16 protein-coding genes are annotated in these 19,453 nt (G+C 40.9%); 10 read left to right on the top strand and 6 right to left on the bottom strand.

Annotation, left to right across the window (positions count from 1 at the left end; translation table 11 throughout):
* Positions 1 to 59 precede the first annotated feature (59 nt).
* Positions 60 to 3,236 (bottom strand): isoleucine--tRNA ligase, encoded by a 3,177-nt coding sequence (gene ileS / locus MSBRM_RS05305; RefSeq protein ID WP_048119202.1) that lies wholly within the window; start codon positions 3,234 to 3,236, stop codon positions 60 to 62.
* A 370-nt stretch (positions 3,237 to 3,606) separates the two neighbouring features.
* Between ileS and MSBRM_RS20080 the strand changes: the two genes are divergently transcribed.
* Positions 3,607 to 4,074 (top strand): hypothetical protein, encoded by a 468-nt coding sequence (locus MSBRM_RS20080; RefSeq protein ID WP_155400457.1) that lies wholly within the window; start codon positions 3,607 to 3,609, stop codon positions 4,072 to 4,074.
* 159 nt (positions 4,075 to 4,233) lie between these two features.
* Here the strand turns inward: MSBRM_RS20080 and MSBRM_RS05300 are convergent, their stop codons facing one another.
* The 4 genes from MSBRM_RS05300 to MSBRM_RS05280 all read right to left on the bottom strand — a co-directional run bounded on the left by MSBRM_RS05300 (position 4,234) and on the right by MSBRM_RS05280 (position 8,229).
* Complete coding sequence (locus tag MSBRM_RS05300; RefSeq protein WP_230629245.1) at positions 4,234 to 5,901, bottom strand: adenosylcobalamin-dependent ribonucleoside-diphosphate reductase; 1,668 nt, start codon at positions 5,899 to 5,901, stop codon at positions 4,234 to 4,236.
* 327 nt (positions 5,902 to 6,228) lie between these two features.
* The gene (locus MSBRM_RS05295) at positions 6,229 to 6,696 is read right to left on the bottom strand and encodes a peptidylprolyl isomerase (protein WP_048123091.1); all 468 of its coding nucleotides are present in this window, start codon (positions 6,694 to 6,696) and stop codon (positions 6,229 to 6,231) included.
* A 599-nt stretch (positions 6,697 to 7,295) separates the two neighbouring features.
* Complete coding sequence (locus MSBRM_RS05285; protein WP_048119210.1) at positions 7,296 to 7,529, bottom strand: hypothetical protein; 234 nt, start codon at positions 7,527 to 7,529, stop codon at positions 7,296 to 7,298.
* Between the two features lie 97 nt (positions 7,530 to 7,626).
* Complete coding sequence (locus MSBRM_RS05280) at positions 7,627 to 8,229, bottom strand: thioredoxin family protein (RefSeq protein ID WP_230669061.1); 603 nt, start codon at positions 8,227 to 8,229, stop codon at positions 7,627 to 7,629.
* Positions 8,230 to 9,028: 799 nt separating this feature from the next.
* Between MSBRM_RS05280 and MSBRM_RS05275 the strand changes: the two genes are divergently transcribed.
* The 8 genes from MSBRM_RS05275 to MSBRM_RS05240 all read left to right on the top strand — a co-directional run bounded on the left by MSBRM_RS05275 (position 9,029) and on the right by MSBRM_RS05240 (position 18,010).
* On the top strand, positions 9,029 to 9,673 hold the full coding sequence (locus MSBRM_RS05275; RefSeq protein ID WP_048119217.1) for a hypothetical protein: 645 nt from the start codon (positions 9,029 to 9,031) through the stop codon (positions 9,671 to 9,673).
* Between the two features lie 461 nt (positions 9,674 to 10,134).
* Positions 10,135 to 11,397: a CHAT domain-containing protein gene (locus MSBRM_RS05265; RefSeq protein WP_048154939.1), complete on the top strand. Its 1,263-nt coding sequence runs from the start codon at positions 10,135 to 10,137 to the stop codon at positions 11,395 to 11,397.
* Positions 11,398 to 11,468: 71 nt separating this feature from the next.
* A complete protein-coding gene (locus MSBRM_RS18740) occupies positions 11,469 to 13,970 on the top strand; it encodes a tetratricopeptide repeat protein (RefSeq protein ID WP_052712710.1) in 2,502 nt (833 codons plus the stop codon).
* A gap of 61 nt (positions 13,971 to 14,031) precedes the next feature.
* Positions 14,032 to 14,175: a hypothetical protein gene (locus tag MSBRM_RS20075; protein WP_155396482.1), complete on the top strand. Its 144-nt coding sequence runs from the start codon at positions 14,032 to 14,034 to the stop codon at positions 14,173 to 14,175.
* On the top strand, positions 14,172 to 14,633 hold the full coding sequence (locus MSBRM_RS05255) for a hypothetical protein (protein ID WP_048119230.1): 462 nt from the start codon (positions 14,172 to 14,174) through the stop codon (positions 14,631 to 14,633). The genes MSBRM_RS20075 and MSBRM_RS05255 overlap by 4 nt, the downstream gene beginning before the upstream one ends.
* 138 nt (positions 14,634 to 14,771) lie before the next feature.
* Positions 14,772 to 16,109: an APC family permease gene (locus MSBRM_RS05250; RefSeq protein ID WP_048119233.1), complete on the top strand. Its 1,338-nt coding sequence runs from the start codon at positions 14,772 to 14,774 to the stop codon at positions 16,107 to 16,109.
* A 169-nt stretch (positions 16,110 to 16,278) separates the two neighbouring features.
* Positions 16,279 to 16,701 carry an SET domain-containing protein gene (locus tag MSBRM_RS05245; RefSeq protein ID WP_230629247.1) on the top strand — a complete coding sequence of 141 codons (423 nt, stop codon included), beginning with the start codon at positions 16,279 to 16,281 and terminating at the stop codon, positions 16,699 to 16,701.
* Between the two features lie 502 nt (positions 16,702 to 17,203).
* A complete protein-coding gene (locus MSBRM_RS05240; RefSeq protein ID WP_048119236.1) occupies positions 17,204 to 18,010 on the top strand; it encodes a hypothetical protein in 807 nt (268 codons plus the stop codon).
* 213 nt (positions 18,011 to 18,223) lie between these two features.
* Here MSBRM_RS05240 and MSBRM_RS05235 read toward each other — a convergent pair whose 3' ends face one another.
* Positions 18,224 to 18,682, bottom strand: a complete 459-nt coding sequence (locus tag MSBRM_RS05235; RefSeq protein ID WP_048119239.1) for a pyridoxamine 5'-phosphate oxidase family protein — start codon at positions 18,680 to 18,682, stop codon at positions 18,224 to 18,226.
* A gap of 248 nt (positions 18,683 to 18,930) precedes the next feature.
* On the opposite strand from MSBRM_RS05235, the gene MSBRM_RS05230 reads away from it, so the two are divergent.
* Positions 18,931 to 19,434 carry a MarR family winged helix-turn-helix transcriptional regulator gene (locus MSBRM_RS05230; protein WP_048119242.1) on the top strand — a complete coding sequence of 168 codons (504 nt, stop codon included), beginning with the start codon at positions 18,931 to 18,933 and terminating at the stop codon, positions 19,432 to 19,434.
* Positions 19,435 to 19,453 lie beyond the last annotated feature (19 nt).

The raw sequence follows: 19,453 nt of genomic DNA, 5'->3' as shown, positions 1-19,453 counted from the left end.
CCCTTCCGTTTTAAAGTTTGAGTTCAAAACTTCTTTAATTTTCAACCCTTTTTAAGAGTTTATTTCTTTGCAATACCCATCTTCATGGCAATGCCTTCGACATCCCAATCCTTTATAAGGGCTCCGGAAACATCGACATCACTGCCAAGGTTAAGGATATCGGCTCTTACCTCTTCTGCAATCAGATCCTTTAGTGTTTCAACAAGTCTCAGGACTCTTTCATCTTCGATCCGGACCGAGACAAGGATGTTTTCGTCCACTACAAGGTCAAGTTCCTTCCGCATATCCTGAAGCCTGCGAATTACTTCCCTTGCATATCCTTCAGCTTCCAGTTCTGGAGTCAGGTTTGCGTCCACATAGACAAGACCTGCATCGAACTCTGCACTTGCAGTCCCTCCTGGCAGGGTTTCTTTGAAGTTTGCCATGCCCGGAGTAGCTGTAACCGTTGTTCCGTCTGCAAGAGAGAGTTCAAACTCGCCAGCTTCGGCAAAGGCTTTTTTCAAAGCAAAACCGTCAACCTTTCGCAAGGCAGGAATGACTTTTCCTGCATCCTTCTTAAACACAGGGCCTATTTTGCTCGGATCAGGGATTACTTCAAGCCCGAGTTCATCCCAGCTCTCGCCAACGGGCGTCAGGACAATTGCCTTGGAATTTGTCTGATCCATAAGGACTGAGCGCAGTCTCTCTACAGCCTTTGCTACGTCCTCATTTTCAGGGGAAACAACTATTCGGGAAACAGGCCATCTGAGCTTTCTTCCTGCCTTCTGGCGAGCGTTTGAAGCGGCTTCCACTATTGAACGCGCAGTACTCATAGCAGCTTCGAGTTCAGGGTCAAGATAAGCTTCATTGACTTTTGGCCAATCGCACATATGAACCGATTCCAGTGCATTCGGGTCTACATTTCTGATCAGGTTCTGATACATCTCTTCAGCCAGGTAAGGCATAAAAGGAGAGATCAATTTTGTAAGGGTTACGTAGACTTCATAAAGCACGCAGTAAGCTGCAAGCTTATCAGGATCATCGGCTTCGGTCCAGGTCCTTGGGCGGATAAGCTGTATATACCAGCGGGAGAGGTCTTCCAGAGTAAATTCAAGAATCTCACGCACTGCCTTATGCAGGAAGTACCCGCTCATTGCTTCATCTACAGCCTTAACAACAGACTGAACTCTTGAGAGAATCCACCTGTCCTCCTCCCTGAGCGCGTCTTTTACGGAATCAAGGCTGACCTTAAGCGGATCAAAATTATCGAGTGCCATATAAGGCAGCGGGAACCTGAAAACGTTCCAGAGAATATTGATCGAACGGTGGACGTTTTCCACTTCTTCCTGGTTGAACTTAAGGTCATCCCAGGGTGCACTTGAGGAAAGCACATAGGCACGCAGAGTATCAGCCCCATACTTGTCGATTACATCAATCGGGGAAACCACGTTTCCAAGGCTTTTGGACATCTTCTTTCCGCCTGCATCAAGCGTAAAGCCATGCATGAGCACACTCTTGTAAGGAGCTCGTCCGAAGCCCACCATGCTTGCTCCGAGCTGGGAATAGAACCAGCCGCGTGTCTGGTCATGTCCTTCAGTGATAAAGTCAGCAGGCCACCATTCGTCGAACTGTTCCCTGGTCTGCGGGAACTTCAGGGTAGCCCAGGAAGCGACAGCCGAATCAAACCAGACATCGAAAACATCTTCAACACGCTTTTTCTCTCCACCGCACTCACAGGGAATAGTTAGTTTATCCACATAGGGACGGTGAAGTTCGACATCACCGCATGCTCCGGATTTTTCTAGCAGTTCGGCTTTGGTTCCTATTACCTCAAGTTTTCCGCATTTCTTGCACTTCCAGACCGGAATTGGCATTCCCCAGTAACGCTGCCTGGAAATGCACCAGTCTCTTGCGCCTTCGACCCAGGTCCTGAATCTGGCTGAACCTGCCCATTCAGGGTACCAGTCTACAGCATCAAGTGCCTCAAGCATTTTGTCCTTTATTTCTGTAACCTTGAGGAACCACTGTTCGGTTGCAAGGTAGATTATAGGAGTTTTGCAGCGCCAGCAGTGCCCGTACCTGTGCGTAACAGTTCCTTCTGCAAGCAGTCTGTTGCGTTTTCTCAGGTCTTCAATAACAATCGGGTTTGCTTCCCTGACGTTTTTGCCCGCATATTCCCCGGCTTCTTCAGTATAGGCACCGTTCGGACCCACAGGGCAGAGGATTGGAAGGTTATACTTCACGCCAACGTTAAAATCGTCCATACCATGCCCTGGGGCAATATGTACACAGCCTGTGTTTTCTGCAGTTACGTAATCGGCAAGATAAATGCCATGCTTTATTTCATTCTGCACAGGCACAAGATCTCCAACAGGGCTTTCGTACTCAAGTTTCGTCAGGTCTTCCCCAAGCATTGTCTCAAGTACTTCGTAGTCAACATACCTGCCCTGTCTAAGGACATTATCAATCAGGTCGGTAGCTGCAATCAAGATCTCATCAGAGCCGTCCTGCCTGATTGCCCTGAATTTAGAATATTCAAAACCAGGATGTACGGCTACAGCTACGTTTGCGGGAATTGTCCAGGGGGTTGTTGTCCAGATGACTATGAAGGTATTTTCCTCACCTTTGATCTTAAACTTCACATAGATTGAAGGGTCGGTCCTTTCGGCATATTCGACCTCGGAATCTGCAATTGCAGTCTCACAGCGAGGGCACCAGTTGACTGAACGTTTGCCCACATCCAGAAGGTTTTTCTCACTGGCTTGCTTGAGGGTCCACCAGGCAGCTTCAATATAATCGTCTTTTAAGGTCATATAGGGAGCTTCCCATTGCATCCAGACCCCTAGCCTCTGGAACTGTTCAGTCATTTCCTGCTTCTGGTTGATAGCAAATTCCTTACATTTCTCGATAAAATTCTCTACCCCGAAGCTCTCAATGTCCTTTTTGGATTTGAAGCCGAGCACGCCTTCAACTTTGACTTCAATCGGCAGACCGTGCATATCCCAGCCAGGACGCTCGAGAATATTACGGTTATTCATGGAGTAATAGCGAAGAATGGAATCTTTAATGATCTTATTCCAGGCAGTTCCCAAGTGGATATGTCCGGTCGTATATGGGGGGCCGTCAACAAAAAAAAGTCTTTTTCCAGTCTTGCGGTGCTCTCTGGTCTTTCGATAAGCATCGCTATCTTTCCAGAGCTGTGTGATCTTTTTTTCAATTTGCTCTGCGTTATACTTAGCAGTGATTTCTTTTATCATATAGGGTCTCCCTGAAGAAAGATTAGCTATAAAGTGAAAGTGCGGTCAGTGCAGTCCTGTTCTGAAGATGTCCTGCAGCTACCCGATAAGTATTGATAATAAATTTCTAACCGGTGGACTGTTGGAAAACTTTACTACCGGCCGCTTATATATTAAACTTCAAATAAGTATTTAACGAACATAATATAAGTATTCGGGAAAGAACGTCTTTACCTGTCCTGAAGGAAACGTATCTTCCACACGCCAATCAATTTATTGAGTAATTACTGTACTTGATTTAAGCTTTGTTATACCACAACCCATTTGAAAAACTTGAGCGAAAACCCCATCAACGCTTGAATTTGAAATCCTTATCCTCAACCTCCATGACGTGATCACAGCCCTTTCAAAAAAACTGCTTGCTCACAACCCTTTTAAAAAACTGCTTGCTCACAACCCTTTTAAAAAACTACTTGCCCGCAACCCTTTTAAAAAACTACTTGCCCGCAACCCTTTTAAAAAAAGGCTTGACCGAAAACCTCAGCAACGACGAGATCAACATCGTAACGATTGCGGTCAAGGATTGCAGTTAAAGAGACGGAAGCAGGTTCACTTAAGAGAAAGAGAAAGAAAAGAAAAGAAAAGAAAAGAAAAGAAAAGAAAAGAAAAGAAAAGAAAAGAAAAGAAAAGAAAAGAAAAGAAAAAGGAAAAAATAGAGCTCAAATATAGATTTTTATTTATTCGGAGCCTTTATAATTGGTTTTTTTATGACAAAAGTCTTTTTGCCAAGGACTGTTTTGTTCCTGAAAAACAATTTTTTCAGGGAAAACGAATCATCAAGGCTTATTACAATTGCTGAAGCAAGGATGAAAATGCAGTCAGTAAGCATTACACTGTATAATAATATATTTCTTTGTAAGCTCCAGACTTAGTTTTGAGGTCACAAACGTTTTTTATAAGCTACAACTTTAAGGTTTTTACAGTTACAGCTTTGCATTTTTTACAGGCCACAAAAAATTTAATTTTCAAATTTTTGGAGGCTGAGTACCACATGCTGTCTGCTTCCGGTCCTGTAGATAGTAAGCCCCTTTACCCCTCGTTTCCAGGCATAAACCAAAGCCTGTTTGATATCCTCTTTTCCTGCGGAATCAGGCATGTTAATAGTTTTCGAAATCCCGGCATGGCAGTGTCGTTGAAATGCAGCCTGCATATCAATATGGGCCTTCCAGTCAATGTCAAGGGCTGACCTGAAAAGCTGTTTTTCCTCTTCGTTTACAAGCTCTGGATTTTCCACATCTTGCACAGTACCGTATTTATAGACATGATCCAGAAGCCAGTCATAGTCAACTTCCGACAGTTTTGATTTGAAATGCGCCTTGAAAAACGGGTGAACAAGCATAAATTCCCTGCCTACGGTCTGAGTCCGCCTGTAGACCCAGCTGAAAACAGGTTCAATTCCTGCCGAACAACCGGCAAGAATGCTGATCGAGCCTGTTGGAGCAACTGCGGTTAATGCAGCATTCCTCATAGGAAGTTCCCATGTGGAATTCTCATATTCCGGAAAACTTCCTTTTTCCGCAGCAAGTCTCCTTGATTCCCTGATCGAAGCCCAGGTAATCTGTTCCATAAGCTTTTCCGCAAGCTCGAGAGCCTCCTGTGAGTCGTAGGGCAGCCCGAGCTTTAAAAGCATGTCGTGAAGCCCCATTACCCCAAGCCCTACTTTCCTGGTCCTCTTAGTTGCAGTCTCGATCTCCGGAACAGAATACGTATTCTTATCAATTTCGTTATCCAGAAAACGGATAGCTTTTCCGGCTACTTCCCTGAGAAAATCCCAGTTTACTTTCCCGTCAATAACGAAAAGGGAAAGGTTTATGCTGCCCAGGTTGCAGGCTTCAAAAGGCAGAAGTGGTTCTTCCCCGCAGGGGTTTGTGGCCGAGATATCACCAAGTGCAGGCGTGAAGTTATCTCTATTTATTCGGTCATAAAAAAGAATACCCGGTTCGCCATTTCTCCAGATTCCTTCTACAATCTCGGAAAATATGCACCCGACTGTCACATCTGTTTGCCTGTTCCAAACTTCGTCAGCCTTATCCGCTTCAACAAGTTCCATGAAAGCATCAGGCACCATAACCGAGAGGTTGAAGTTGCTCAACTCTCCTTCGACATGTTTTGCCCTGATGAAAGAAAGGATATCATTGTGGGAAATATCAAGGATGCCCATATTGGCACCCCGTCGCCTTCCAAACTGTTTTACGATCTCAGTTACCTCATTAAAAAGTTTCATGACAGCTACGGGACCGCTTGTCGCGTCATCGCCACATGAGCTGGAAGAACCTTCAGGGCGTATTTTTGAGAAATCAAAACCTGTGCCTCCTCCGGTTTTCTGGATCAGAGCTGCAGTTTTTATCGAATCGAAGATTTCCTCAACCCTATCCTCCACAGGAATTACAAAACAAGCTGCGAGCTGTCCGAGTTCGGTGCCCGCGTTCATGAGCGTGGGTGAGCTCGGAAGAAAAATCTTTCTGACCATGAGGTCCTTGAAATCAAGATACTCTTCTTCATTTGCTGCAACTGCCTTTGCAATCCTCTCACAGACATCTTCCCAATTCTTTTCTCCCTCACGCAGATACCTGGCTTTAAGGGTTTCACTTGCCAGAAAATCCAGTCCCTCCTCTGTTTCCCACACAAAAATCTCTTCTCCTGTAAACATTCAACAGGCTTCAGTCTCCGATAAAAGAAATTATATTCTTATTAGGCGGGCTTTTTTATCATTGTATCCGAAAATATGATTAGAAATAGTGATTAGAAATAGTGATTAGAAATAGTGATTAGAAATAGTGATTAGAAATAGTGATCAGAAATTGTGACCAAAAATGATGGTCAAAATGATGGTCAAAATGATGACAAAAAATAATAGTCAAAAATAGAAATAAAAAGCAGAATGTATAAAAAATAGAAAGCTAGAAAGATAGGAAAAATAAAAAGCAAGAGTTGTCCCTAAGTATAAGAAGTTTCAGACCAGCTCAGCCTTTATAATTTTAACTTCGGTTTTCGGGCGGTCCTGGCGGTCAGTTTTCACTTTTCCTATAGAATCCACAACATCCATGCCATCCACTACCTTTCCGAAGACAGGGTGCATCTTGTCGAGATAATTATTGTTCACAAGGTTGATAAAGAACTGGCTGCCGCCTGTGTTAGGGCCTGCGTTTGCCATGGATAGAGTGCCCCTGTCATTGCGATTATGATTCGTAAACTCATCCGGGATCTCATAACCTGGCCCCCCCATGCCTGTACCTGTCGGGTCTCCACCCTGGATCATAAATTTGTCGATCACTCTGTGGAAAACAACTCCATCGTAGAAGCCTTTATCCACGAGTTTTGCGAAATTTCCTGCCGTAATCGGCATGTCTTCAAAGAGCTCGATTGTTATATCGCCCATAGTGGTATTCAGAACCACTTTCTTTCCTTTCCATACAGCCATTGCTTTTCCTCTGCCAGTCATTCAGTTTTATTTTTATTTTCGCCTATCTTTTTGTCGGCTTTTTGTGCACTCTATGTTCACCTTACATGTAAATGCTTCGATGCCCGAGTCCCGTCTCGGGAGGACGGTGCCCTTTTCGCTCACTTCGTTTGCTCAAGAGGGCTGAATTATGGGCTAGAGTAATTAACCGTCTCGGAGGACGGTGCCCTTTTCGTTCACTCCGTTCGCTCAAGCGGGCTGAATTATGGATAAGAAAGGCTATATTTTTAATGAGCTCAGGATGTTTGATCTTTCTTAATTTTTTGGGCCATGCGGATGACGTGGTTACACTCCTTTTTAATAAAGACTTACCCCTAAGCTTTTCAAAAAAAGACTTGAGCGAAAAACGAAAACCATTTGAGTTTGATAGTCTTGTCCCCAAACCATCTCTGCGTGGTCAACCGGCGCAATGATTACAGGTTAACGGTTGCAGGTCAACAGTTGCAGCACGACCGAAAATGGATTATATAAAAATTATAAAAGAACGAAGTTTTACTGAGAAAAATTGGATTATAACTAAAATAATTGAATAGAGTATTAAATAGTACTCCTCTTATACTTTACCACAATCCTATCATTTTTAAAGAGTATAAAAACATAATCCCTAACAGAAGATTGAGTGCTACAAGTTGACCTTTCACTTTTCTCCATCTTTTTGCCATGATATGATTTACCCAGTAAGACATCGAAGTCGCCAGCATCCCGACCACGAAAGAAACACAAACATCAGGAAGCCCAAAAACTCGACTGAGAACAAATCCGATTCCTCCAACTACACACACTGGGCAAACCATAATTATCCTCTTGCTCTTTGATTTATATTCGGAACCTTAATTTTACCTTAGCTTTAGTTTTCGATTTATATCCAAACGTTGAGATTAAATCTATTAGTTAATGTTTCGTTTCATTTGCTTCTGTTTTTTCCTGTTGAATAAGGGCAAAATCCAGAACTTTTTTAAACATTTCTTCGTCAGTCTCATTTCGTCCAATAAACCTGGCTTTAGATCTGTCTGTGCTGACATTCCCATTCTCCTGCATATAGACATATGTTCCATTTTCAATGCCCACAATCACAAAAGAGTCAGGAATAAATTCTACTTCGAAATATTCTGCAAGTTCTAGGTTTTTGTCTGCATCTATGGCAGCAATAGTTGCTTTTCCCTGGTATTCTACCGCTAATTTATCAAGAACGGGCTTCAAAGACCGGCACTCTGGACACCATCTAGATCCTATCTTCACAAAGACGGGAGTTTTCTGAAGGGATGTGTTTACCTGCTCCAGTTGGGTTATAGCCACAACACTGTTCTCCATGTTTGCCTCTGAATTTGTTGAATTTGTTGGAGTTTTTTCATCACATCCAGCCGTAAAGAGTGCTAATACAAGCAAGATCAGTAATATAACTGATTTCTTCATGTTTGGTCTTCCATTACTTTCAATATTATACGGTTGATTTTTTTTATACGGTTGATTTTTTAAATCTGTAAGTGCAAACATCTCTTGCCAGTTTTAAGAATTAATTTTTAAAATTATCTGGACAACGCATCCATATTGTTAACATAATGAGCCAAAATTTATTCCACTTAAGAGCATAAATGTATATAGCTAGATAATAAATAAAAACAGCCGAACAATTTATCCTTATTATTAAAAACTTTAAAAAATCGGAAAATATCAAGCCTGAATGTGATCAAGCTTGAATGTGATTTCAGCAACAACTATTTTTATAATAGACCATAAAGAGCTTGAAGAAATAGCTCGAAGTTTTGTCCCAAAACATTGTATCAATACGTTGTATCAAGATTAGAACTGTTAACTTTAAGGTAAGGTTTCTGGCTTCTGATTTAATGGAATTACAAGTTTTTTCACGCTAACAGGCTCATACTGATAATATACAATGTTACTACTCATTGTCAAATAGAAATATCCGGAAGTTGCAGAAAGGTTATACTTGAAAGGATAAAGCATGAGTTAAAAAGGCGTTTATTTTTCTTAAATAATTTCCCCTCAGAAAACGATGGCTACTAATCAGACCCATGGATTCAGTGTTCAGTTTTTAACATTGGTCAGTTTTTTTAAAAACAGTTAGTTTTTTTAAACCAAGTAGCTTTTTAAGATCAGTCAACTTGTTTAAAACCAGTTCATTTGTTTAAAATCAGTCCATTTACACGAATTAGTTTATCTGCCATGGATAGGTTTATAAATTGTTTATTACCTCGATTGATGAATCATTTACAATAACTTACAAAAACAGATTTATAAATTGTTTATCGTAATGGGTTTAAGAGGCGCTTTTATGATTAAGATGAAATTACACGGTACATACAATATCTACTATGCCATTCTCGGCATGCGGAACCCTATGAATTCCTGGCACCTTATGGACAGCAGTAAGCCTGATGAGGCAGGAAACTGCACGCTCGGGGAAAAGGACCTGAACCTGGCCCAGCGCCTGACCCTTGCAGGGAACGAGCACGGCAAATTTTTAAGGTTCATTACAGTCTGTTTTGACCTAACAGCCCCTCTCTACTGGTGGAAAGAGTTTGATACTTACAAATTCGCAGAAAAGAACTCCACTTCAACGATGCACAAGCTGACCAGCAGGGAGCTTGCTCCTCACGATTTTTCATTTGATACCCTGACAGATTACAGGAACGACCAGATCCGACACCTGAACGACCTTATCAAAGCCTACAAATCCCGCGAGGGGGATAGTGAAGAGGACAACGCATACCGGAAAGCGATTTTCAGGGAACTCGTCCAGGATCTGCCGAGCGCGTTTTTGCAGAAAAGGACCGTTATAACCAATTACGCTGAGCTCAGAAACATTTACTTCCAGCGCCGCAATCACAAGCTTGATGAGTGGATAGAGTTTTGCGCCTGGATAAAAGAGACGCTGCCGTACGCCGAAGAGCTCATCTGCCTGGAAAAGAAAGAGTAAAGGGGTAAAACCGGAAATATCTTTTCAGAAACCCCTTTGTGAATAAATCGATTTCAGAACCCCAGGCTCTCACCGGTCGTGCAGACACGACCGGCTTTTCCCAAAATTAAATTGAAAAATTGGAAATTTGAAAGATTTGAAAGATTTGAAAAATTGCCCTTTCCAGTTTTATATTGTAAGCTCTTGCCATTTAAGTATGAGACTAATAAACCTAATTTTCATGTTTTCAATGAGTTTTTTAAGGGATTAAAACATGAATTTTTGATTGCCTACTTTTTCTTTTTACGTCAACTTGAATCAAAATCGGTTTGAATTCTCGTGAGTTTTATTGAGAGTCCTGATACCTTTAAAGCTGGGATTTCTGTTTTAAATCACATTTTTAAGTCTTAAATATTATTTTTATTGATATATACACTTTAAATTTATTAATTATGAAGCCCAAATAGTGATCGGTGATCTTTTTGGAATACTCTTCTCTCGATTTTCAGATTACCCGATCCCCCGAAGCATCTCCATATATATATCGTGCCTCAATTCTGGAGGATGGGAATGTTGTAGCAAGCAATGATTTTGAACTCAGGCAAGACCTGAAACTCTCTCAGATGCTTAAAAGTATAGAGAAAAAAGTTACCGAAAGTCCTGAAGAACCAAAGAAACATAAAGAAAATGCAGAGGCACAGGAAGAAAAGGATAGAGAAGAGCCACATATCGAATTTGGGAAAATGCTTTACAGCAAGGTATTTTCCGGTCAACTCGGGGAGTATTTCAACAAATCCATAAAGGAAGTTCAAGATAATGGCAGTGGACTCAGGATTTCACTCCGGTTTGGTGAAGATGTTCCGGAAATTTCAGCGCTGCCCTGGGAATACCTCTATGACGACGAAGATTTTCTGATTCGAAGAAGAAACATCCTTATTTCAAGGCTACCGGCAGGCGTGAAGAAGAAAAAGCTTGAACCCCTTGATTCCGTACTCAGAATGCTGGTAATAATTTCCGGTCCTGATGACCCCAGGATTTCTCCTTTGAACACGGAAAAAGAACAGGAAATTATCCTTGAAGCCGTGGACAAACTTCAAAGAGATCAGAAAATAAAAGTGGATTTTACTGAAGATGCAACCTTTGAAAACGTCGAAGGCTACCTGAACGAACAAGATTATCATATTATCCATTTCACAGGTCACGGGATCAGCATAGATGGCAAAGGTCATCTTGTTTTTGAAAACGAAGACCAGAAAGCAAGGCTTATTGACAACAAAACTCTTTCCGACCTTTTTTCCGAACGAGGTATCCGGCTTGTGATGCTCAGTTCCTGCGAATCAGCCAAAGGCTCGAATAAAGAAGCTTTTGATGATCTGGCCAGTATGCTTTCCAAAAAAGGAATTCCTGCTGTAGTAGCAATGCAGTATTCTGTACTTGATGACGTCGCCATAAAGTTTGCGTACAATTTTTACAGAGCAATTGCAAGCGGAAAACCTGTTGACCTTGCTTTAAAAGAAGCAAGACTCGTGATGAAGAATTTAGAAAACGGTAATGGCCTTGATTTTGCAACTCCTGTACTGTATCTTTCAGACTGCGACTGCGTTAATGTGGGCAATTTAAAACCGGAACCTTCTGAATTCGTTTTCAAACCTATGATGATGCCGGATTTACAGGTAATGGAAAAAGGTTTTGTTGCCAGAAAAAAGAACTCAGACTTCTTGAAAAAGGTTTCAAGTCAGATGTAAAACGGGCTGCAATTATTCACGGCTTTGGAGGAATTGGAAAAACCGTACTTGCAACTCGATTCGCGTTGAAAATGGGCTATTACTTCGAAGGCACTCTGGGGATCAAATTTACTCCCACAACCAGGCCGGAAGATATCCTGAACAAGTTCAATAGTTTTTTGCTGATGAAAGGAAGGCCAGAATTGAACCAGATTCTGAACCAGCAGGTTCCCCTTGAAGTTAAAACTTCTTTGCTGGTAAACATACTAAACCAGATAAGATTTCTGGTCATTTTCGATAACTTTGAAGATTGTCTGAATGAAGAAAGAAACGGCATAGAAAACCTTGAACTTAAAGCGTTCATCCAGCATCTCCTTAACAATACAACCAGAAACACAAAATTCCTCATAACAACCCGCTATGATTTCGATCCTCTTGATGGCAGGCTTGCTTCCGGAATCGAACACATTTCCCTTCCCGAACTCCATTTCCCTCAGACAAACTGGCTTATGAACAATTTTACTGAACTGGCAGATCTGGGAATTCAGAAGAAAAAGGAAATATATGATGTTATAGGCGGCCACCCCTGGACAATAGGCCAGTTTGCAAAACATGCCGCTGTTCAGAGAGTAGATGATTTACTGCTGGATCTGTCACCCTTGAAAAAAGAGCTTATTGAGTTCACCCTTCTAGACAAGTCATTTTCCAAACTGGACGAAGACGCCATAAAATTGCTCCTCAGCGCTTCAATATTCGAAGAAGCCATTCCCATCGAAGCATTATCATGGATTGTCGGAGATGAAAAAGATGAATGTCCTGCTGTCGGCGAACCTCTACAAAAACTCCTCCAATGGGGTCTGGTTTCAAAAGAACAGGAGTATGACAAGAGTGTTTACTCAGAGCATACAATTGTAAAAGATTTCGCACTCAAAAAACTGAAAGAAGATGGACTGGATAAAAAAACGCTACTCGTCAGGGCTGCCAGATATTACGAAAATCTAGTTGCCCAGAATAGAAATCTATGGGATCATTTAAAAGCACGCGACTATTACTTCCAAGCAGAAGACTACAAAAGTGCAACCCGAATTGTAGAAAGTACAGTCGATCATCTGATCCTCTGGGGTCATATTAAACTTGCAATGGATCTGTTAAATGATTCTATTAACACGACATTAGGAGAAACGAAAACAAACGCCGAGTACACCCTTGCAACTATCTACCATCGCCTTGGAGACTTAACAACAGCATTAAAAATATGTAACAAAATTAAAAATAAATATGAAGAAATGGGGAATAATAAGGGGGTTGCAGTTATACTCCATGAAGTTGGAATTATTCATCAGGAGCAGGGCAACTACAAAGAGGCAGTGAATAAGTATAACCAGTCACTGAAAATTGCAGAAGAACTTGGAGACAAACGCGGAACTGCACAAGCACTGCATCAGCTTGGAAATGTTCATTTACTTCAGGGAAATTACGGAGAAGCAGTGAAAAAGTATAAGCAGGCTCTGAAAATATTTGAAGATATGGAAGACAAAAGCGAAATTGCAACAACACTACACCAGCTTGGAGTTATTAATCATCAGCAGGGCAACTATGAAGAAGCAGTGAAAAAGTATAACAAGTCTCTAAAACTGAAAGAAGAGCTGGGGGACAAACGCAGAATTGCAATAACACTGCACCAGCTTGGAAATATTTATTATGATCAGGGCAACTACGAAGAAGCAGTGAAAAAGTATAACCAGTCACTGAAAATGAAAGAAGAGCTGGGGGACAAAAGCGGAATTGCACAAACACTACATCAACTTGGAAGTGTTCATTTCCTTCAGAGCAACTATAAAGAAGCCTTGGAAAAGTATAACCAGTCACTGAAAATGAAAGAAGAACTTGGAGACAAACGCGGAACTGCAATAACACTGCACCAGATTGGAATGATTTATCAGAATCAGGGCAACTACGAAGAAGCAATGGGAAAATATAACCAGTCACTGAAAATTAAAGAAGAGCTTGGGGATAAAAACGAAATTGCACAAACACTACACCAGATAGGAATGATTTATCAGAATCAGGGCAACTACGAAGAAGCAATGGGAAAATATAACCAGTCACTGAAAATTAAAGAAGAGCTAGGAAACAAAAGCGGAATTGCACAAACACTACACCAGATAGGAATGATTTATCAGCAGCAGGGCAATTACGAAGAAGCAGTGAAAAAGTATAACAAGTCACTGAAAATGAAAGAAGAGCTGGGAGATAAAAGTGGAATTGCACAAACACTGCACCAGCTCGGAATGATTCATCAGCAACAGGGCAATTACGAAGAAGCAGTGAAAAAGTATAACAAGTCACTGAAAATTGCAAAAGAGCTGGGGGACAAAAGCGGAATTGCAAGCACAATGGGGCAGTTAGGAGTGATTTATGAAGCAAAGGGAGAATATGTTTTTGCTCTCAACGCTTACATAAAAGCTTTTTCAATTTTCGAATCTCTTAAGTCCCCATATAGTCAACTGGCTTCTAAACTTATCTTAGAGTTGAGAGATAAAATGGGAGAAGAAGAATTTAAAGCTGAATTTGAAAAGTTGGTGAACGAATGACTCTGAACTCATTAAATGTCCTCACTGCGGGTACAAATATTACACAGATGTAGAAATAATTATGGAAGATGGGACAACTGTTGCAGTACGCTTTGGTTTATCTGATATCAAAAAAGTATTCAGCCGAAAAACTCCCAAAAGCCTGTATATAGATCTCGCCTGCCCCAATTGCAAAAAAGAATTTGAATGGGAAGCAAAGGTATGACAACTGAAGGAGAAGTTGAAAGCGGGACTGGTGAGGAAGAGATTCCTTTTGTTCCCGTTGAGCCCAATCCTTTCTGGAAAAAGAACGCTGAAAAGCTTGTTGGGGAATCTATTTCAGTTGTAGAGGATACAGCAAAACAGTTTGTTGTTGTCACAGGGCTGCTTCAGGGAATTTATTTTCATGCTATTGCATTTTCAGATATTAAGGGAGCAACATGGTATTCTGTCCTGATTTATATGGCTCCGCTTGTGCTGTGGTTACTGAGTTTGATTTTTGCGGTGATGGTGCTTATAAGGAAAAGGTATGAGATTAACATAAATTCGACTAGGGACTCAAAGGAAAAATTCGAGGAAATGGTGAAAATTAAGTACAGGTACATCCGTATTTCGGGATTTTTGCTGATTATTAGTTTCGTGGCACTCGCAATTGCTTTTTTGCATTACTTCGGCATATTTTAATTCTTTTTCGATGTTTAACTCTTTTCTTCTACTAAGGGTTTTAGAAAAATATATTTAGTATGTGTTTTAATTATCTGAAAGCCTCTTTGCGAACAAATAAATATACAAAACCTTTTACAGGTAGCCTAAGAGATAAAAATGACCGAACTTAAGAAAACGATTTCCTTCACTCGGGGCATGGGGCTTGCAATTTGCATGCTTATAGGCACAGGGATTCTTGCACTGCCAGGCTTGGCACTTGATGCAGGAACCGTCTATGAAGCAATCCTCGGCTGGTTCCTTATAGCGATTGTCGCAGTCCCTCTTATCGAAGTCTGCTCCAGCCTTGGCCTTAAATTTCCTTCTACAGCCGGACTTGCAGGTTATGCTGAAAAGGCTGTTGGACCCTGGGGAGGATATGCGGTTTCCTACCTTGTGGGAGGCTCTTTATTTTTCGGGCTTCCTGCAGTTGCCCTTATAGGCAGCGAATATATGAAGCAGCTTTTTCAGTTATCAAACACAGGAGCAGCACTTTTTGCAATCCTTCTTGTAACCCTGATGTTTCTTTCGAACATGGCAGGAATGAGGGTTATCTCTCTAATCAATTACGCATCTCTGGCTGTCCTTTTTCTGCTAATAGGCCTGCTTATTGCCTTTAACCTTGATTTTCTGGGCTCGGGCCTCGGAATTGCCAGCGAAGCAATTAGCGGCAACGCGCATATAGACCTGCATAACATCTGGAAAGTTGCAGCCCTCCTTTTCTGGGCTTTTTTGGGCTGGGAAAACCTTTCTTTTTCCCTTGGGGAAATAAAAGATCCTGAAAAAAACGTACCTCGCCTTTACTGGCTAAGTTTTGCCCTTGTGACCTCAATTTACCTTGTACTTGCCTTAATCAGCACGGGAGCTAGTGTTTCAGGTGCTTCTCTTCAGGGGGCAGCCGGGCTTTCCGGCCTCGTGCTTTTTACGCCCGGAGGAAAACTGCTCATCTGGCTCATGATAATAGTTATTGCAGCAAATGCCTGTTCCTGGGACTTTACTGCAAGCCGCCTGCTGTACGCCGGGGGCAGGACTGGAATTTTTCCTGAGATATTCGGAAAGCTTTCAAAAAGGAATATTCCTGTGCCCAGCCTTGTTGGGCTGTATGTACTTTCAATTTTCCTGATTCTTGGAAGTTATCTCCTAAAAATTCCGGTATCAGCGATGATACTGCTCGTAAACCAGAATTTCGTTTTCCTCTACGCTTTCATTATAATTGCATACTGGAAAACCGAAAACGGCTGGAAGAAATGGACTTTCTCGGTTCTTTCACTCGTGTCCCTGAGTTTTTTGGTCTCAGGTTTTACCTGGAAAATTGCCTATCCGGTCTTTTTGATAGGCTTTGGATATTACAGGTTTCTCAGGAGTACAGAGAAAATTTCTACATCCAGTCATGTATCCGGAAATGAAAATGCACTCCGTGAAGAAACTCAGGAAATATCTGTCTTGGCTAAGCACTGAATGTTAAGCACTAAATGTGAATACTAAACTAAAAAATTCAAAGAGAAAACTATAAATCGTATTCTTTATAAATATAATAAAACAGTTCATAAGCAACTTTTAAATTTTGCGGGGATGTGACCATATATTGTCGATAAGTGTAAAAGAATCACCTGGAAAAGGTAGGGGCGTGTTTGCACAGAGGAACTTTAGAAAAGGCGAGGTAATAGAAACCTGTCCTTTCATAGTCTTACCCTCTGAAGAGATAGACTCACTTGAGCTTACCAAGCTCTATAATTATTATTTCGCCGTGGATCCTGATTCAAAAGATGCAGCTGTGGCGCTGGGCTATGGTTCTCGTTATAACCACTCGTACAACCCGAATGCAAGGTACTATAAAGACTTCGATAACAGCCTTTTAAAATACGTCTGCATAAGAGATATTCAGGAAGACGAAGAAATCACAATAAATTATCACTGTGACCCTAAGACCTCGTCACAGAAGTCACAGAATAAACTCTGCGCATTCCCGATTGGGCATTTTGATTTTCACTATCAAGGTTGGCCAATCAAAGTTACAAGGAATTATAAGTTTCATGGGCTCTTTCGTTGAGGGCACTAAGACGAAAACCCAGTCTGGTTCGATCTTGCAGGTCAGGAAGATCTTGAAATATGCTGAAAAGAATGACTATTGAGTCTAGTCATTGAATGTTCCTGAAAGAAGAAGTATTTTTCTCTTTTAACCTTTATTAAGCTTTTTTGATTCTGTATATGACAGGCGCGAAGTTTATATTTTCGGCCACTTTATAATAAAAAGCTAACTTATGAGTTGACCTATAAGTTGACCTATAAGTTGACCTATAAGTTGACCTACAAATTGACCTATATGTTGATCCTATACACTGACCTATATGTTGACCCTATACACTGACCTATAAGCTAGCGCTTCGATTTCAAAATCAATTCCTTATCCACGGAAAAATCCGTGGTCTTCGGATCTATTAAAAAATCAAGTGTGATGAGCCTACTTAGGAATCACAGTAATAGCTGTGAAATTTAATCCAGGGTTAATTCAAAGCCAAAACTTCTCCTGAAGTTACAAAAAGGAGTCCAAAATGGAAAATACATTTCTTACGGTTTTTCGGGTAAGCCTGTTTGACACTCTCTATGTCACAGGCTCTCTGATTCTTGTCGGGATGATACTCGGCCTTCTTGAGAACCGGGCTAACTTTTACGTCCAGAGAGCTTTTGGCAGGAAAGGAATTCTGGTCACAGCCTGGATAGGCACTCCGATTCACGAACTCGGCCACCTGCTGATGTGCTACGTATTCAGACACAAAATAACTAAACTCAAGCTGTTTACCCACAAGGAAAAGGACGGAACCCTTGGATACGTCAATCATAGCTGGAACCCTAAAAGCCTCTACCAGAACATAGGAAACTTTTTCATAGGTATGGGCCCGATCTTCAGCGGGACCACGGCTCTTATCATCGGCATGAAACTGCTGCTGCCGGATTCTTTTACAAGGGTTGCCAATTATCTTACCCTTGAACCTGCCCAGCCGGACCAGTATATTTTGACAAAAATCTTCGCCCTTACCGCAGGTCTTTTTCAAAGCATATTTTCGGTAGAAAACCTGTTTTCTCTCAATTTCTGGATTTATTTTGCCCTAGCAATCGCAATCTCTTCGCATATAGCCCTGAGCAAAGAAGACCTTAAAGGAGCAGGCAGGGGTTTTGTAACCATACTCTTTTTCATTTTGCTGATAAATTTGTTTGCTCTCGTTTTCAATGCTGATTTCTCCGGCCTTTTTGCAGAGATACTGGCTCTAAACGTATATCTTGTAGCCTTTTCAATGATTTCAATTGTTTTTTCATTAATCAGGCTGGTTTTAAGTGCTTTTGCGTATCATCTGGTTTAAAAATATCATAAATATAGTAATTTGTTTACATAAATAATAAAGAACTTTAAGTCAGGATAATAAACGCCAAAATATAAAAATTAAATTAGAAAACTTGAAATGTAGAAGTTTAAATATAAAAGTTGAATTATAAAACTTGAAATATAAAACTTGAAATATAAAAGTGAAGATTGAAGAACAGATTGTTTTTTACAAAGATCTTTTCTGCTTCACTTAAAACCCATGCTGCTTTCCTGTCATTTCTTCAATCTCAATCTCAATTACGCACAACCTGTTAACTTTCCATTCTTCAAACTCAAAAGGCCCTTTTTTCCCGTAATGCTCGGAAAGGATAGTAAGCCCTTCTACTTTATCATCATAATCTTCAACAAACAATGCCTGTCCGTTCCCTACAACACTTCGATAGCAGACATTATATTTGCAGATATCTTCGGCAGTGACGACTTCAGCTTCAGCATCGGCTTCGAAAGCGACTCTGGGGTTCCTGTTAAGGATCTCGATCTTCTTGCCTTTGCTAGAACAGTGGAGATAAATTTTGTTATCTTCGTATCCAAAAGCCATTGGGATAATGTAAGGTTTGTCTGAGTCCGAGAGGGCGATACGAAGGAACTTTGCCTTTGAGAGAATCTCTTCTATCTGCTGATGATCCTGTATCAGGTCTTTACTTCCCATTTTTTCACCTTAAAGAAATTAATTTGCTATAGAAACCTGTAAATAAATATTTATTTTTGGGATAAAAATTACTTCCTTTATGAGTATATATACTAACCAGTTATTTTGCATTTAAGTTTAGTTTCATTCGGAACTATTATATACCTCACAAGCCTATAGAGGTCGGATCAGCTTCATTTGTAATGATTTTCACAATGTTATATTTAAAAAACAAGCTGCCCAGCTCATAAAATGTGAAGGATCAAATTATGGAAGACCTGAGAGAAGGAAACTTAAGAGAAACAGACCCAAAAAGAAAAGATCCAAGAGAAATATTAGGCCCTATTGCTTACATTTACAGGAGCCATCTGGCGTACATGGTAAAAGAACTCGAAGCTTACAGGGTCGGAAGCGGACAGTTTGAGTTTTTAATGTCATTATACTACAAAGATGGAGTATCCCAGGAAACTCTTGCAAAGGAACTGAAAGTTAGCAAAGCAACAAGTGCCAGAGCAATCCAGAGTCTGGAAAAAGAAGGTTACGTTTACAGGGAAAGGGACGAAACTGACCTTCGAGCTTACAGGGTTTACCTTACTGATAAAGGAAAGGAAATGAGAGATATTATTTTAAAAAAGTTGACTGCTTTTACAGATATTCTCTTTTCGGATTTTACCTTTGAAGAAAAAGAAATTTTCAGGATGCTCATTCATAAAGCTGTAACTAAACTTTTTGAGCCTGGGTTCGAGCCTCCATCTGACAGATCAGACGATTGAGGTGAAAAACGATGGAGAT

It is taken from the genome of Methanosarcina barkeri MS (genome assembly GCF_000970025.1).
GTDB lineage: Archaea > Halobacteriota > Methanosarcinia > Methanosarcinales > Methanosarcinaceae > Methanosarcina > Methanosarcina barkeri.
This window is presented reverse-complemented; position numbering and strand designations above follow the sequence as displayed.

What these genes read in the sequence shown, in the direction of transcription:
- MSBRM_RS05285 (WP_048119210.1), bottom strand. Translation starts at nt 7,529, where the DNA reads ATGGTTTGCCCAGTGTGTGTAGTTGGAGGAATCGGATTTGTTCTCAGT.
- MSBRM_RS05235 (WP_048119239.1), bottom strand. Translation starts at nt 18,682, where the DNA reads ATGGGAAGTAAAGACCTGATACAGGATCATCAGCAGATAGAAGAGATT.
- MSBRM_RS05255 (WP_048119230.1), top strand. Translation starts at nt 14,172, where the DNA reads ATGACAACTGAAGGAGAAGTTGAAAGCGGGACTGGTGAGGAAGAGATT.
- MSBRM_RS05240 (WP_048119236.1), top strand. Translation starts at nt 17,204, where the DNA reads ATGGAAAATACATTTCTTACGGTTTTTCGGGTAAGCCTGTTTGACACT.
- MSBRM_RS05295 (WP_048123091.1), bottom strand. Translation starts at nt 6,696, where the DNA reads ATGGCTGTATGGAAAGGAAAGAAAGTGGTTCTGAATACCACTATGGGC.
- MSBRM_RS18740 (WP_052712710.1), top strand. Translation starts at nt 11,469, where the DNA reads ATGGGCTATTACTTCGAAGGCACTCTGGGGATCAAATTTACTCCCACA.
- ileS (WP_048119202.1), bottom strand. Translation starts at nt 3,236, where the DNA reads ATGATAAAAGAAATCACTGCTAAGTATAACGCAGAGCAAATTGAAAAA.
- MSBRM_RS05250 (WP_048119233.1), top strand. Translation starts at nt 14,772, where the DNA reads ATGACCGAACTTAAGAAAACGATTTCCTTCACTCGGGGCATGGGGCTT.
- MSBRM_RS20075 (WP_155396482.1), top strand. Translation starts at nt 14,032, where the DNA reads ATGGAAGATGGGACAACTGTTGCAGTACGCTTTGGTTTATCTGATATC.
- MSBRM_RS05230 (WP_048119242.1), top strand. Translation starts at nt 18,931, where the DNA reads ATGGAAGACCTGAGAGAAGGAAACTTAAGAGAAACAGACCCAAAAAGA.
- MSBRM_RS05280 (WP_230669061.1), bottom strand. Translation starts at nt 8,229, where the DNA reads ATGTTTGCACTTACAGATTTAAAAAATCAACCGTATAAAAAAAATCAA.
- MSBRM_RS05275 (WP_048119217.1), top strand. Translation starts at nt 9,029, where the DNA reads ATGATTAAGATGAAATTACACGGTACATACAATATCTACTATGCCATT.